This is a genomic window from Chitinimonas arctica (assembly GCF_007431345.1).
Lineage (GTDB): Bacteria > Pseudomonadota > Gammaproteobacteria > Burkholderiales > Chitinimonadaceae > Chitinimonas > Chitinimonas arctica.
In genome coordinates this window covers 4,345,284-4,358,085 of the sequence record NZ_CP041730.1, presented here as the reverse complement: position 1 = coordinate 4,358,085, position 12,802 = coordinate 4,345,284, and the positions used below count along the sequence as shown (strand labels likewise).

Below are 12,802 nucleotides of genomic sequence, written 5' to 3'. Positions count from 1 at the left end.
GGTTTCTTGCTAATCGCTATTCCCTTGGACTACGCACTACTCACGATGGGTAAGATTCGCGAAATTCCATTCATCGGTGCTCTGCATCTCTTGCCAAGAGAATTTGGCACCGGACACCACCCCACTGAATCGTTGATTTACTTCAACGCCAATACAGTCGTTGAGCACAGACACAAAATCCGCGTAGGCTTCGTAAATTGTAGTTCGTGCATCAAGTAGTCCATTCCAGACGCCTTCATCAATCACAAAATTCACTGCAATATGGTAGCTCTGGCCATCGGGAAGCTCATCGTCCTTTTCGGCAATGCCCACCCTAACCTGCGCGATATCATCCGCGAGCGATTCCAAAGCATCTTCAAGCGCTTGCCGTCCCCCACTGATCCTGTCTACGAAATTATTCGGCCATGATGGGCGCCCATACCGCAGGGCGTACCACGCCAAGATCCTATCTATTGAAAGATCACTAAGCTTCTTGTCGGGATCGGCACCAAAACCGAGTAGCACCTGTCTCGGCACGTGGTAGCGATTGGCGACCGCATGTGCAGTTAGGCAAAGATCAGGGTGGGTTTGCCGATTAGGTTTGAAATCCAAATGACGTGTCGATCGTAATTCCTTAGTCCCTTTGCGCAGCTTTGCAATAGGTTGGCAGTGGAGAAGCTCCACCAACGGCTCCTGCTCAAGCTTGGCGGCAACAACGTCGCATGTTTGGGAAACTACGACGAGCCAATCGGCCGGATCAATTTGTGGACTAGGCTGGCCCGGGAGGGTGAGGTCATTAGCGATGGCCGGCAGCATGTCTGCAGGCACCACTGCGCCTGCGCACCATCCCTGCTGTCCAATCCCCTCTCCGAACGACAAGGCTTTTCCTCCGTCAGTCGTCGGAAGGGAGCGAACGATTTCGGCGTGTGAATCCTGCCTCTGCCATTTCTTGGCTACGTGTCTTTGGCCTGTCTCCGAGTTTGGCGAACAATTCCTCAAGAGCCTGGCGAATTGATACTTCGTCCAATAATTCGCCAGTGATCAACGAAAGCAAGGTACGTCCGCCAGACAATGGCTCATATGCCACACCGCTTAGCGGAATATTGGATAGTTGCCGCCAGTGAGCTGCGATTCGCTCAACCGTAGTCAAACGCTCCCTATTGGCCTCCTGTAACTTCACGACATTCGCTGCGTCGAGCCACTTGTAATAACCCTGCCGAGAGACACGGAGCACGTTAGCCATTTCCTGGGTTGAAAGGCAGAAAACAGCTTGGATCGAAGCTAATCGCTCGACTCGAAGCCGAGCTGCAGCAGTCGGCACATGCCGCGCCGGTGTTTGAGCTTGCTGGAAGGCCGCCTTGGTGATGCCAATCCACCAGAAATCGTCTCGCCCCACCCTCTCTTGAGGAGTTTGGACTGCAGCCGTTGGCCTTCTGCACTGCTCAATAACCCTACGAGGCAGGCTGGTAGTGGTGTTAACAATACCTTTTGTGCTTAAGCCACCAGCAGTGGAAATCCCCCCCCCACCGAAAAACTCAGGTTGATAAATGTGCGATACATTGAGTGCTATACGTTCCTGGTCTCGGCTTTTTACAGCATCGATGAGGCCGCCAGATTGACCGTGTGGCACAGCCAAGCCGGTTCGGTAGCGGCTCGGCACAATAAATTCACTCATTGCCACTCCCTCCTTGCATGATCCGACAATGCTGCCCGGAATGTCTCGGACGCGAGTTTCTGCAATTCAGTGTAGATACCGACTAGCTCGGCGGCGTCGAAAACGCGACCGATCTCTTTAAGGCAGTCAGTGTCTATAAAGCCGATGGGTCTATCGTCTTTTGAACTTTCTTCTGCATCCACCATGATTGCAGGCTTTTTGAGTGGCATGGCAGAAAAGTCGGGGGGTAAGACAATGCCTTGCGGGGCAGGCGCCATTACGCGGAGGTTCACCAAAGCACTATCGAACCGAAACGCCGCTTGCCACATCGATCCATTAGCTTGGGCGCTAGCTGGCGTAACCCCATGAAGTTGGCTTACGAGGTACTCCGTTGGGAGCCTGTCACTATTTGGAACGATGAGATCGATATATCTGAGCCCTACTCTCTCCACGAATGCGCCAAGGTCAGCAGAAGCTATCGCATCCAGCACCTCAGCCAAACGAGACAGGAAGTCCTTGGAGTGTAGATAGGTAGTCGCATGCAGTGATATCGCCCTGGTCCCGAACTGAACACCCAGGTGCTGATCAGCAGAAAGAAGTTGCCATAATTGCTGCGACGAGGGTGTCTTACTCTCTACAACCAGTTCAGTAGCCTCGATAGTCTTCGGAAAAACACTCCGCAGCTGGTCTTGCAGGCCTGGAATCTTGGAGGCCAGGGTGTAGTAGGGAGAAATAACCAACTCGGCTACGACATAGGCCAGTGGCGGCTTGCGCCACGTGCCGAGCGTATTGGTGGCCATTGCTATCTCCTGGTGGGAACGGTAAGGTTTTCAGTCGAAGGCGCAAGGAGCCCTCACCTGATTAGTTTACAGATTAGTTGACACCTCCATGCAAGGAAAGGTTCCGCGCACCAGGGACGTCCGATCTCACGCGCCCCACGCCGGAGAAACAACCGAAATTCACACGCGTATTTCTTGCATCGAAGACCAGCCTTGCAAAGAGCCGGTGTACCAAGCCATAGTCGGTGCACCAGCCCCCTGCACACACCTCGAAAAACTCAACGCCATGCTCAGCTTATCCACTGCTCACAAGCATCTCCTCGCCAGCCTCTTGCTACTGTCGGCGCTATGCAGCCACGCCGCCACCCTGGAAGACGGCCTTGCCGCCTACAAGGCAAAGGACTACCAGGTCGCTGCGCCAATCTTCCAGGCACTGGCGGACCAAGGAAATGCCGACGCACAGAACAATCTTGGCCTTATCTATTGGAAAGGCCTGGGGACTACAAAAGACAATCAGCGCGCCCGCGAGTTATTCGAAAAAGCTGCTGAACAGAACCATGTAAATGCCCACGTCAACTTGGGCGTGATCTACGCCCTTGGCGATGGTGTACCGGAGGATGCCCAGCTCGCCTATACCTGGATCCGCAAAGCGGCCGACCGAGGCGATGCATTCGCGCAATACTTCATCGGATTGGCCTACTTGAATGGCGAGGGCGTCGGCGCCGACCCACGGCAGGCGCTGATATGGCTCCGCAAATCGGCTGAGCAAGGCTTTGACAAAGCACTGCTCACGCTCGGCCTCGTTTATTCCGACGATAAGCATCTCAAAGGACCAAAGCGCTTAATCGTGCCATATGCGCTGTTTATCCTCGCTGCACCCCATCAAGATGCGGCCAAGAAGGCCATGACGACCCTGGCGCAAACCATGACAGCGGCCCATATCAAGTCGGCCGAAGCCCTTGCGCGCGAGATGCAAGCACCCCGGAACCTCCTCAAGGCCCTGGATAGCTACTTGTCTTCGCGTCGCCAAGGCAGTCAAACCGTTTCCAACACCCCAACAACAAGCCGCCCGTAGGCGGCTTGTTCAGGTTTGTCGCTAAGGCATGCCAGGTTACAGGTGCGCGCGAATCACTTCCGACAGCACCTTGACGCCCTCTTCGATCTTTTCCGGCGCGGCGTGGCTGAAATTGAGCCGTAATTCGTTCGATACCCTTTCGGTGGCATAGAAAGGCTTGCCTGGCATAAAGGCGACCTTGCGTTCCAGTGCTGGCTGCAGCAGCGCGTAGCTGTCGATATTCGCCTTCAGCTTCAGCCAGAAGAACAAGCCGCCAGGCGGAATGGTCCAGTCGGCCAGGTCATGGAAATGCTTGTCCAGTGCCGCCGACATCATGTCGCGCTTCTGGTGGTAGAAACCGCGCAGACGGGCGATATGGGCCGGGTAATCGGGCGAGGTCAGCAGTTTGTGCATGGCCCACTGGCCTTGCCGGTTGGTATGCAGGTCGGCGGCTTGCTTGAGCTTGTACAGATGCGGCATCAGGCCGGGCGAGCAGGCCAGGTAAGCGACGCGCAGACCTGGAATGGCGGTCTTGGAGAAGGTACCGAAGTGTATCCACTGCGCCTTTTTCAGGCGGGCGCAGATTGGCGCCCGGTCGCATTCGTCATAGACCAGTTCGCGGTACGGCTCGTCTTCCAGCAAGACCACATTGTGTTCGTCGAACAGATCGGCGACACGTTGCCGGGTAGCTTCGTCGTAGCAGACACCGGACGGATTCTGGAAGGTAGGGATCAGATAGGCGAAGCGCGGCTTTTCGGCGATCAGCTTGCGCTCCAGTTCGACCAGGTCCGGACCGTTCGGCGTCAGGCCGACTTCCACATAACGGGCACCGAACAAGCTGAAGCATTGCACGGCGGCCAGGAAGGTCGGTGCCTCCACCAGTACCGGCGTGCCCTTGTCGACAAACAGCTTGGCGGCCAGGTCCAGGCCTTGTTGCGATCCGGTCAGTATCAGAATGTCATCGCTGCCCACCGGTACGCCGTTCTTGCTCATTTCGGCGGCGACCGCTTCGCGCAGCCATTTTTCGCCTTCGCTGGGGCCATATTGGCTGAGGCCGGCAGGTAGATCGGAAAAATCCAGCTTAGGCATGGCTTCGGCTGCGGGCAGGCCACCGGCAAAGGAAATCACGTCGGGCTGATTGGCGACGGCCAGGATTTCGCGCACCAGCGAACCCTGTAGACGATCGATGCGTTCGGAAAACATGGGATGTTCCGTAAAAGGATAAGGAGGGGGAAAGCATGCAACCCTGAAGCAAAACCGTCCCCGCGACAAGGGACGGTGCAGCATGGCTTGCGCCCAACCGTACCGGCGGGGCCCCTGCTTTAAGACGCCGACTGCATGCGCAAGACCGCCAGATGCAGCTCGGCCATCTCAGGATCGGGTGGGCAATCAAGCACACTCAATAGCGTAGCCAGCACCAGTTTCTCGAATTCCGCGCCGAAGCCCTCGATGATGCGTGATGGATCGGGCACCAGCTTCTTATCGGTCATCACTCCGAAATTGACCCTGTCGTTGTAAGACAGGATGGACACGCCCATGCCGATCTCGCCCGACTGCGGCACCCAGAACTGCAGGTCGTGCACCTTGGCGCCGGCCAGGTAGATGGGTTCGCGCGGCCCCGGCACATTGGTCATCACCGCGGTGGACTTGGTACTGAAATACTCGATGGCCGGCTGTTCGATCATATTGGGCAGGGAGCCGACCACGGACAACAGGCCCAGGGTGATGATGGCATCGTAACCACCCTTGATCTCCTCCATGCGGCGCTTGACTTCATACACCCGCTCGATCGGGTTGGCCACGCCGATGGGCAGCGGCAGAAAGACCAGGCCAAAATAATTGCCCAGCTTGTCCAGCTTGCTTTCCGGGCGCAGGTTGACCGGCACCGAGGCGCGAATGGTCAAACCGTCCACCTGCTGGCCCCGCTCGATCAAATAGCCACGCAGGGCGCCGGCCACGCAGGACAGCAGCACATCGTTGATGGAGCAGCCCAGGGCCTTGCCGACATGCTTAACCTCCGGCAGGGGTAGCGATTCGGACCAGGCGATGCGCTTGACGGTGGACAGCTTGCCCTTGAACTTGGTGCGCGGATCGGCCGGCATTGCCGCCAACCGGGCAATCCCCTGGCCCAGGCCCAGGCCGGTCTGGGTGTATTCGGCCAGCTTGCCGGGGTTGGCCATCAGCCCATAGCTGGTACCCAGCAACTTGCCATAGCTCTTGAGCACGCCGGCATACATCTTGGCGACGGGGCGGTACAAGCGCATGAAGGGATCATCGGGCTCCCGCTCATCGGCCAGGAACTTACTCTTCTTGGGCGCGGCCTTTTGGTGAGGCTCCTCTTCCTTATCGGTCAAACCCAATAGGACCTGGATCAGCGCAATACCATCGGCGATACAGTGATGGATGCGCGCCACCAATACGCTGCCGCCTTGATAGTTTTCCACCACATAGAACTGCCAGACCGGCTTGGAAAAATCCATGGGCACCGATATCAGATCGTTCACCATTGTTTCCAGCTCGGGCTTGCCGGCCTTGCCGGGCAAGGCCACCCGGTGCAGATGGTTGGCGATATCGAAATCCGGGTCGTCTTCCCAGGCGGCATTGGTGCCGGTACGCACGACCTTCTGCTTGAAGCGCGCATGCTTGAGCAAGCGTTGCTCCATCACCACACGCAAACGCTCGAAGTCGATCTCGCCTTCGAAAAACATCATGCCGGTGATCACCATCAGGTTGGTCGGCCTATCCATGCGCAGCCAGGCCGTGTCAACTGCGGACATGGACTCGCGGCCGGAACCGAATAGATTCATCAGCATATTTCCCACCCTGTGTATGGATTCTGGTCGTTGAACAAGTGCGGAGCGCCCCCCCGCTTGACTGACTCTGCGGACGATTATAGAACACAGCTTGTCGCTGAACGCCAGCACTGGCGCGGTATACAGCGGTTCGAAAAAGCATATCAGACAGCATGACCATGTGAGGAGCACACCCCAATGACCTATTTCGTGACCGGCGCCACCGGTTTTATCGGCAACAATCTGGTGCAGACCCTGCTGCAAAAGCGCAAGGGCAAGATCTATGCGCTGGTCCGCAAGGAGTCATTGGAAAAATTCGACACGATCAAGGCCCGCTGGGGCAAGGATGCGGACCGGGTCATCGCGGTGGTCGGCGAACTGGGCAAGCCCAAGCTAGGCATCTCCGCCAAGGATATCGCCGAGCTCAAGGGCAAGATCAAGCACTTCTTCCACCTGGCCGCGCTGTACGACCTGACCGCCACCGCCGAGCAGCAATTGGAAGCCAATGTGAACGGCACCCGCCATGCCGTGCAGCTCGCCGAAGCGGTCGAGGCAGGCATCTTCCACCACACCAGTTCCATCGCCTCGGCCGGCCTGTATGAAGGTGTCTTCTCGGAAGATATGTTCGAGGAAGCCGGTAAGCTCAACCACCCCTATTTCCGCACCAAGCATGACTCCGAAGCCATCGTCCGCAAGGAATGCAAGCGGCCGTGGCGGGTCTACCGACCGGGTATCGTGGTGGGTAGCTCCAAGACCGGCGAAATCGACAAGATCGACGGTCCCTACTACTTCTTCAAAGTCCTGCAGAAGATGCGCAAGATCCTGCCGCCCTGGATGCCGGCCATCGGCATCGACGGAGGCCGCATCAATATCGTGCCGGTCGATTACGTGGTGGAAGCGATGGACCATATCGCCCACCTTGCCGGCCACAATGGCGAGTGCTTCCACCTGACCGATCCGGATGCCAAGCGGGTCGGCGAAGTCTTGGCCATCTTCGCCGAAGCTGCCCATGCACCGAAGCTCACGGTACGGCTCAATCCGGCGATTTTTGGCTTCGTGCCATCCATGATCAGGCAGGCTATCTCCTCGCTGACGCCGGTGCGACGAGTGCGCGATGCAGTGATGAAGGACCTGGGCTTGCCGTCCGACATCATGAATTTTGTCTCCTACCCCACCCGCTTCGACAGCCGCCAGACCCAAAAGCTATTGGCCGGTAGCGATATCAAGCTGCCGCCGCTGGAAGACTATGCCTGGAAGCTGTGGGATTATTGGGAGCGCCATCTCGACCCGGATTTGTTTATCGACCGCACCCTGTCGGGCATGGCGCGCGGCAAGACCGTGCTGATCACCGGCGGCTCGTCCGGTATCGGCCAGGCCAGCGCGCTCAAGCTGGCGGGTGCCGGCGCCAAAGTCATCATCGTCGCGCGCGACAGGGAAAAGCTGGAAGCGACCAAGCAAGAGATTGAAGCAGAGGGAGGCAAGTGCTGGATCTACTCCTGCGACCTGTCCAGCCTGGAGGCCATCGATGAATTGGCCAAGCAGGTGCTGGCCGACCATGGCCATGTCGATGTGCTGATCAATAATGCCGGCCGCTCCATCCGCCGCGCGGTGGAGAACAGCTACGACCGCTTCCACGACTTCGAGCGCACCATGCAGCTCAATTATTTCGGCAGCCTGCGCCTCACCCTGGCGCTACTGCCCACCATGAGCGCGCGCAAGGCCGGTCAGATCATCAATATTTCGTCCATCGGGGTGTTGACCAATTCACCGCGCTTCTCGGCCTACGTGGCCTCGAAGGCGGCGCTGGACGCTTTCACCCGCTGCGCCGCCAGCGAATACTCGGACCGCGGCATCTACTTCACCACCATCAATATGCCGCTGGTGCGCACGCCGATGATCGCGCCGACCGATATCTACAAGAACATGCCCTTTATCATCAGCCCGGACGAAGCGGCCGATATGGTGGCGCAAGCCGTCATCTATAAACCGGTCCGCGTCGCCTCCGGCCTGGGCATTTTCGGCCAGATCATCCACGCCCTGGCGCCGCGCGTGGCCCAGATCATCATGAATACCGCCTACCGCATGTTCCCCGATTCGACCGCCTCCCAAGGCAGCAAGGAAGCAAGCCGGGCGCAGGAACTGAGTGCCGATCAATTGGCCTTTATGCAGATCATGAAAGGCATCCACCTCTAAGAAACAGAAAAGGCGCGTCCCTGAGGACGCGCCTTTTTGCTGCCCATCATCCCGATTCGCGCAGCTCGCCTTAACCGAATTGCTGCGTCAGGAATTTCCTCACTTCGCCTTCGATACGCGGCTTCATCGCGGACAGCAAAAAGCCCAGCTTCACATCCATCACGACTTCACCCGGTGGCAGCATCAATTGACCCGAAACGCCGGGGCGCTGGAAGTTCAATACGTCGCCGTCCCAACGGTATTCCATGGCGAACTCGTTTTTCATTTGCTCCGCCACTTGCTCGGCCAGCTTGCGAGCTTCTTCCTGGGATTTGTTGTGGCTGTGTCGGATCTGGATGGACATCAAAATTGCTCCGTTCAAAGTCTGTGGTTGGTTTCACTATCGGCCATGGTGCCGGCTACTGCAAAGGCGTTGCCGCTATCTTGCGGCACTTCCCTAGCCGTCCAATCGGAACGGCTGCGGCTCTCCTGCTTCGATACGGGCAAGTATGCTGCTTTCCCGTTCACGCACGGTGGCGAGGAATACCTCGGCGCCGCGCATATGTAGAAATGCCGCCACGCCGCGCTCCAAAAAATCCTGCAATTCGCCCAAACCGGCCAGATGGGCGGGACCGTGGGCCAGCTTGAGCGCCAGCTGCACGAGCGGCTTCTTTACCACCGCGTCCAACTCATGGCCCAAGGCATCGACCAGGACGATCTGTTCGCGCCGGGCAGCGAACTGCTTGCAGCGCCGATAGGCCTCGGCGTAGTTGACCTCGTCGATATCCGCTACACCCATCTCGCCAAACAGCATATCGGCCATGCCGATATCCAGCTGCTGGCTCAAGCGGTTCAGGTGCAAGGCGCTCTGGATGGCCGCCATGGCGCGTGCCGGCAATAGCGCGCGCATCTTGGCAACCACCCGCTCGCCATCCTGGTCGCGCCGGGAAAAATCCCGGGGTGCGTACAGATCGGCCAGGAAGAATTCGGTGGCGGGTGCATAGCGCTCGCTCGCAGCCAGGTCGGCATAGCTGCGCGCCAGACGCTGCGTCTGCCAATGAGCCAGCAGGTAGCGCGGGCGGGAAAGCCCGCTTTGGGTAATGGTGTCGTCAAGCGAAGCAAGCATGCTGTGGCATAAAAGTGATTGGCGAAAATCCTACAGCGTGGCGTGGCCGCATCGGCTTGGACCGCGCCCTATCGGGCATCCACGGCTTCCGTGGGCGAAAGTACGACGTTGCGGCAGAACAACAGTGTGGCGTAGCCACCAGTAGCGAAAACAAAATAGCGATAAAAAACTGGCACTTAGCGCAACTCCATCCGGATAATTGGCTCCAAGACAAGCCGCTATTGCCATGCAGGAGCGCTTGATTATAAAGAGCCACCGGGCTGAGTGGCACGCGGGAGTTAAGAATCCGGGCGTCATGCCCATTTGAACTTGTCATTTTCGAACCCAGGAGTCCACCATGGCAAAAGCACTGAAGAAAGCGACCGAAGAAAAGCAGTACGCGCACGTTATCCTTGAATCCGCCAACCAGATCTGGCTGGCCGGCCTCGGTGCTTTCGCCAAGGCCCAGGGCGAGGGCGTAAAAGCCTTCGATCACCTGGTCGAAGCCGGCAAGCAAGTCGAAGAGAAGAGCCGCAAGTCGGCTGAGGAGAAAGTTGTGGCCGTGACCAGCAAAGCAACCGAGACCTGGGACAAATTGGAGCAAGTGTTCCAGGACCGCGTAGCCCGCGCCCTGAACACCCTGGGCGTGCCCAGCAACAAGGATGTCGCCGACCTGAACAAGCGCATCGACGAACTGAACAAGAGCGTCCAGGAACTGCTGAAGAAGCAGACCGCCAAGCCGGCAGCCGCCAAGTCCGACGAGCCCAAGGCAGAAGCCAAGGCCGTGATCGCCAAGGCGGCCGATCCAAAAGCCGAAGTCAAGCCGGTTGCCAAGGCCTGATAAGCGCGTCTGATCAGCTGTACTGTTAGTCAAGTAGCGGGGCGGCGCGGTCAACGCCCGCCCCGCTGCCGTTGTCGGCAGGCTACGGTGCTCGCCAGGCGGCCGGTCCGGCTTTCATGGGCCGGCGGAAAGTCCCCATCGTCGCCAAGCGAGCATTTGCTCTACAATCCCCGCCCCGCCTTCCGGAGTCGTTCCCGATGCCTCGCGTCGCCCCTTCCTCCCCTCCCTCGCAGATTGGCCTGAACCTGGCTGCCGGCGGTCCGCTCGGCGCGATCTACGAGGTCGGCGCCCTGTGCGCGCTGGACGAAGCCCTGGTCGGCATGGACCTCACCGACCTGGATGTCTACGTCGGCGTCAGCGCCGGCAGCTTTATCGCCGCCGCCCTGGCCAATCGCATCTCGCCGCGCGAGATGTATCGCATCTTTATCACCAATGATTCGGCGGAGACCCCATTCGAGCCGGACCAATTCCTGCGACCCGCCTACCGCGAATACCTGAATCGCACCCTGGCCATCCCGGCGCTGCTGGTCGATGCCTTCACGCAGTTTCTCACCCACCCGCGCGAAGTGGGCCTGACCGGCGCCTTTATGCAGTTGTCGCACGCCATTCCCACCGGCCTGTTCGACAATAGCGAAATCGACCGTTTCCTGGCTCGCGTGTTCAGTAGCGGCAAGCGGACCAATGATTTCCGCGCCCTCAAGAACAAGTTGTATATCGTCGCCACCGACCTGGATACCGGCCGCTCGATCAAGTTCGGTGGGCCCGGCCACGACCATGTGCCGATCTCCAAGGCGGTGCAGGCTTCGGCCGCGTTGCCGGGGCTGTTTCCGCCGGTCGAGATCGACGGCGACCACTATGTCGATGGCGCCCTGAAGAAGACCCTGCACACCTCCATCAGCCTGGACGAAGAAGCGGCGCTGGTCATTTGCGTCAATCCCATCGTGCCTTTCGATGCACGCCTGGCGCCGAAGGGCCATCCCAACAATCGCGACCGCTTGATCCGGGGCGGCTTGCCGGCGGTGTTGTCGCAGACTTTCCGGTCCATCATCCACTCGCGCATGCGCGTGGGCATGCAGCGCTACGCCAACACCTATGAAGGCGCCGACGTGGTGCTATTCGAACCCAGCCACGGCGACGAGGAAATTTTCTTCTCGAATGTGTTCAGCTATTCGGACCGGGAGAATATGTGCGAGCACGCCTACCAGCACACCCGCGAAGACCTGCGCCGCCGGGCGGATGAACTGGAGCCCATCCTGGCCCGCCACGGCGTGCGGCTGAATCGCGAAGCGCTGGAGGAAGACCGCTGGCTATCGCACAAGGCGCACGCGCGCTATTTCCGCAAGCTGGACGACCAGCCTCGGCCGAACAACCCCATCGACAAGCTGCACGACACGCTCGACCAGCTCGACCACTGGCTGGCCAAGGACCGCTGAACTGCCACCTACCAGCGGCGCCAACCGAACCAGAAGCGGGGGCGCGAGGACCATTCGTTCATGCGCTCTTCCTTGCGCACCGCGTCCAGCTGGGTCTGCTGCATATAGTCCAGCACCGGACCGGGCAGACCATCCTGATTCAGCCGGAGGATATCGCTGGCGGACAATTGATAGGTCGAACGGCTCTCGCGCATCATGGCGATCAGCGCATCCGGCGTCACCCCTTGCTTGCTCAAGCTCACCGCCTCGTCCACCGATACCGGCGGCGGCAGCGTCGCGCAAGCGGCCAGCAGGGCCGACAAAACAAGCAACAGCATACGGCGCATGATCAAAGCTCCTCTGATGAACCTGCTTGGTGGACCTCGCCGGAACGGTTAAGTGCCCAGTCCGCGACCAACGGCCGAGGCGGCTTTTCAAGCGGCTTTCAGTGCCGAGGCCACGGCCACCAAGCGCGTCGCCAATTGCACCAATTGCCCTTGTTGCCGCTCGTTGGATAAGCCACCTTCGTCGGTAAATGCCTCATGGGCGCGACTCACCGCCAGCGTCTGCGGCAGCGTGCCCACCCCCAGACTATGCAGGATGTCGCGCAGATGGTTCAAGCCACGCAAGCCGCCCAGCGCCCCCGGCGAAGCCGCCGTGAGCAGCGCAGTCTTGCCGGCAAACCCCTCGCCGCCCTTGATGCGGGACAACCAGTCCAGCGTATTCTTCATCAGCGCCGAAATCGAGGCATTATTCTCCGGCGAAGCCAGCGCCAAGGCATCGTGGCTTAGCATCAGCGTGTTCAGCCGCGTGGCCGCCTCCGGCACGCCATGCGCGCTCTCCCAGTCGCCGTGATAAAGCGGCATCTCGAAATCCGCCAGGTCGATCAGGCTGACCTCGGCGCCGGCATCGGATAGCGCGGCGGCAAGCGCAGCGGCCAGGCGTTTGTTGAGCGAATCGCGCCGGGCGCTGCCGGCAAATACCAGGATACGTGTACTCATCGATGACTCCTCG

Annotated in this window: 13 protein-coding genes; 4 read left to right on the top strand and 9 right to left on the bottom strand. The window is 59.2% G+C overall.

What is annotated here, in order from left to right; translation table 11 throughout:
- Positions 1-36 precede the first annotated feature (36 nt).
- Genes FNU76_RS20000 through FNU76_RS19990 form a run of 3 tightly spaced genes read right to left on the bottom strand, consistent with a single transcriptional unit; the run spans position 37 to position 2,433 of the window.
- Complete coding sequence (locus FNU76_RS20000) at positions 37-858, bottom strand: hypothetical protein (protein WP_144279839.1); 822 nt, start codon at positions 856-858, stop codon at positions 37-39.
- A gap of 13 nt (positions 859-871) precedes the next feature.
- Positions 872-1,654, bottom strand: a complete 783-nt coding sequence (locus FNU76_RS19995; protein WP_144279838.1) for a hypothetical protein — start codon at positions 1,652-1,654, stop codon at positions 872-874.
- Positions 1,651-2,433 (bottom strand): TIGR04255 family protein, encoded by a 783-nt coding sequence (locus FNU76_RS19990; protein WP_144279837.1) that lies wholly within the window; start codon positions 2,431-2,433, stop codon positions 1,651-1,653. Before FNU76_RS19990 ends, FNU76_RS19995 begins: the two co-directional genes overlap by 4 nt.
- A 265-nt stretch (positions 2,434-2,698) precedes the next feature.
- Between FNU76_RS19990 and FNU76_RS19985 the strand changes: the two genes are divergently transcribed.
- Positions 2,699-3,487: a tetratricopeptide repeat protein gene (locus FNU76_RS19985; RefSeq protein WP_179958207.1), complete on the top strand. Its 789-nt coding sequence runs from the start codon at positions 2,699-2,701 to the stop codon at positions 3,485-3,487.
- 36 nt (positions 3,488-3,523) lie between these two features.
- On the opposite strand, the gene FNU76_RS19980 is transcribed toward FNU76_RS19985, so the two are convergent.
- Both FNU76_RS19980 and FNU76_RS19975 read right to left on the bottom strand, forming a co-directional pair.
- Entirely contained in the window at positions 3,524-4,669 is a 1,146-nt protein-coding gene (locus FNU76_RS19980) for an aminotransferase-like domain-containing protein (RefSeq protein WP_144279835.1), read from the bottom strand.
- Between the two features lie 119 nt (positions 4,670-4,788).
- The gene (locus tag FNU76_RS19975) at positions 4,789-6,279 is read right to left on the bottom strand and encodes a WS/DGAT/MGAT family O-acyltransferase (RefSeq protein ID WP_144279834.1); all 1,491 of its coding nucleotides are present in this window, start codon (positions 6,277-6,279) and stop codon (positions 4,789-4,791) included.
- A 177-nt stretch (positions 6,280-6,456) separates the two neighbouring features.
- Between FNU76_RS19975 and FNU76_RS19970 the strand changes: the two genes are divergently transcribed.
- A complete protein-coding gene (locus FNU76_RS19970) occupies positions 6,457-8,451 on the top strand; it encodes an SDR family oxidoreductase (protein ID WP_144279833.1) in 1,995 nt (664 codons plus the stop codon).
- A gap of 70 nt (positions 8,452-8,521) precedes the next feature.
- On the opposite strand, the gene FNU76_RS19965 is transcribed toward FNU76_RS19970, so the two are convergent.
- A complete protein-coding gene (locus FNU76_RS19965) occupies positions 8,522-8,794 on the bottom strand; it encodes a polyhydroxyalkanoic acid system family protein (RefSeq protein ID WP_144279832.1) in 273 nt (90 codons plus the stop codon).
- 93 nt (positions 8,795-8,887) lie between these two features.
- A complete protein-coding gene (locus FNU76_RS19960; RefSeq protein ID WP_144279831.1) occupies positions 8,888-9,556 on the bottom strand; it encodes a DUF8198 family protein in 669 nt (222 codons plus the stop codon).
- A gap of 337 nt (positions 9,557-9,893) precedes the next feature.
- Between FNU76_RS19960 and FNU76_RS19955 the strand changes: the two genes are divergently transcribed.
- Positions 9,894-10,376 carry a phasin family protein gene (locus FNU76_RS19955; RefSeq protein ID WP_144279830.1) on the top strand — a complete coding sequence of 161 codons (483 nt, stop codon included), beginning with the start codon at positions 9,894-9,896 and terminating at the stop codon, positions 10,374-10,376.
- A 116-nt stretch (positions 10,377-10,492) separates the two neighbouring features.
- The gene (locus tag FNU76_RS19950) at positions 10,493-11,809 is read left to right on the top strand and encodes a patatin-like phospholipase family protein (RefSeq protein ID WP_373279704.1); all 1,317 of its coding nucleotides are present in this window, start codon (positions 10,493-10,495) and stop codon (positions 11,807-11,809) included.
- Positions 11,810-11,817: 8 nt separating this feature from the next.
- Here the strand turns inward: FNU76_RS19950 and FNU76_RS19945 are convergent, their stop codons facing one another.
- The gene (locus FNU76_RS19945) at positions 11,818-12,135 is read right to left on the bottom strand and encodes a hypothetical protein (protein ID WP_144279828.1); all 318 of its coding nucleotides are present in this window, start codon (positions 12,133-12,135) and stop codon (positions 11,818-11,820) included.
- An 87-nt stretch (positions 12,136-12,222) separates the two neighbouring features.
- Positions 12,223-12,789 (bottom strand): NADPH-dependent FMN reductase, encoded by a 567-nt coding sequence (locus tag FNU76_RS19940; protein ID WP_144279827.1) that lies wholly within the window; start codon positions 12,787-12,789, stop codon positions 12,223-12,225.
- Between the last annotated feature and the right edge of the window lie 13 nt (positions 12,790-12,802).

Bases quoted from the DNA above. Each gene is read 5' to 3' on its own strand.
- FNU76_RS19985 (WP_179958207.1), top strand. From the start codon at position 2,699: ATGCTCAGCTTATCCACTGCTCACAAGCATCTCCTCGCCAGCCTCTTG.
- FNU76_RS19975 (WP_144279834.1), bottom strand. From the start codon at position 6,279: ATGCTGATGAATCTATTCGGTTCCGGCCGCGAGTCCATGTCCGCAGTT.
- FNU76_RS19945 (WP_144279828.1), bottom strand. From the start codon at position 12,135: ATGCGCCGTATGCTGTTGCTTGTTTTGTCGGCCCTGCTGGCCGCTTGC.
- FNU76_RS19950 (WP_373279704.1), top strand. From the start codon at position 10,493: ATGGGCCGGCGGAAAGTCCCCATCGTCGCCAAGCGAGCATTTGCTCTA.
- FNU76_RS19960 (WP_144279831.1), bottom strand. From the start codon at position 9,556: ATGCTTGCTTCGCTTGACGACACCATTACCCAAAGCGGGCTTTCCCGC.
- FNU76_RS19980 (WP_144279835.1), bottom strand. From the start codon at position 4,669: ATGTTTTCCGAACGCATCGATCGTCTACAGGGTTCGCTGGTGCGCGAA.
- FNU76_RS19970 (WP_144279833.1), top strand. From the start codon at position 6,457: ATGACCTATTTCGTGACCGGCGCCACCGGTTTTATCGGCAACAATCTG.
- FNU76_RS19940 (WP_144279827.1), bottom strand. From the start codon at position 12,789: ATGAGTACACGTATCCTGGTATTTGCCGGCAGCGCCCGGCGCGATTCG.
- FNU76_RS19990 (WP_144279837.1), bottom strand. From the start codon at position 2,433: ATGGCCACCAATACGCTCGGCACGTGGCGCAAGCCGCCACTGGCCTAT.
- FNU76_RS19955 (WP_144279830.1), top strand. From the start codon at position 9,894: ATGGCAAAAGCACTGAAGAAAGCGACCGAAGAAAAGCAGTACGCGCAC.
- FNU76_RS19965 (WP_144279832.1), bottom strand. From the start codon at position 8,794: ATGTCCATCCAGATCCGACACAGCCACAACAAATCCCAGGAAGAAGCT.
- FNU76_RS19995 (WP_144279838.1), bottom strand. From the start codon at position 1,654: ATGAGTGAATTTATTGTGCCGAGCCGCTACCGAACCGGCTTGGCTGTG.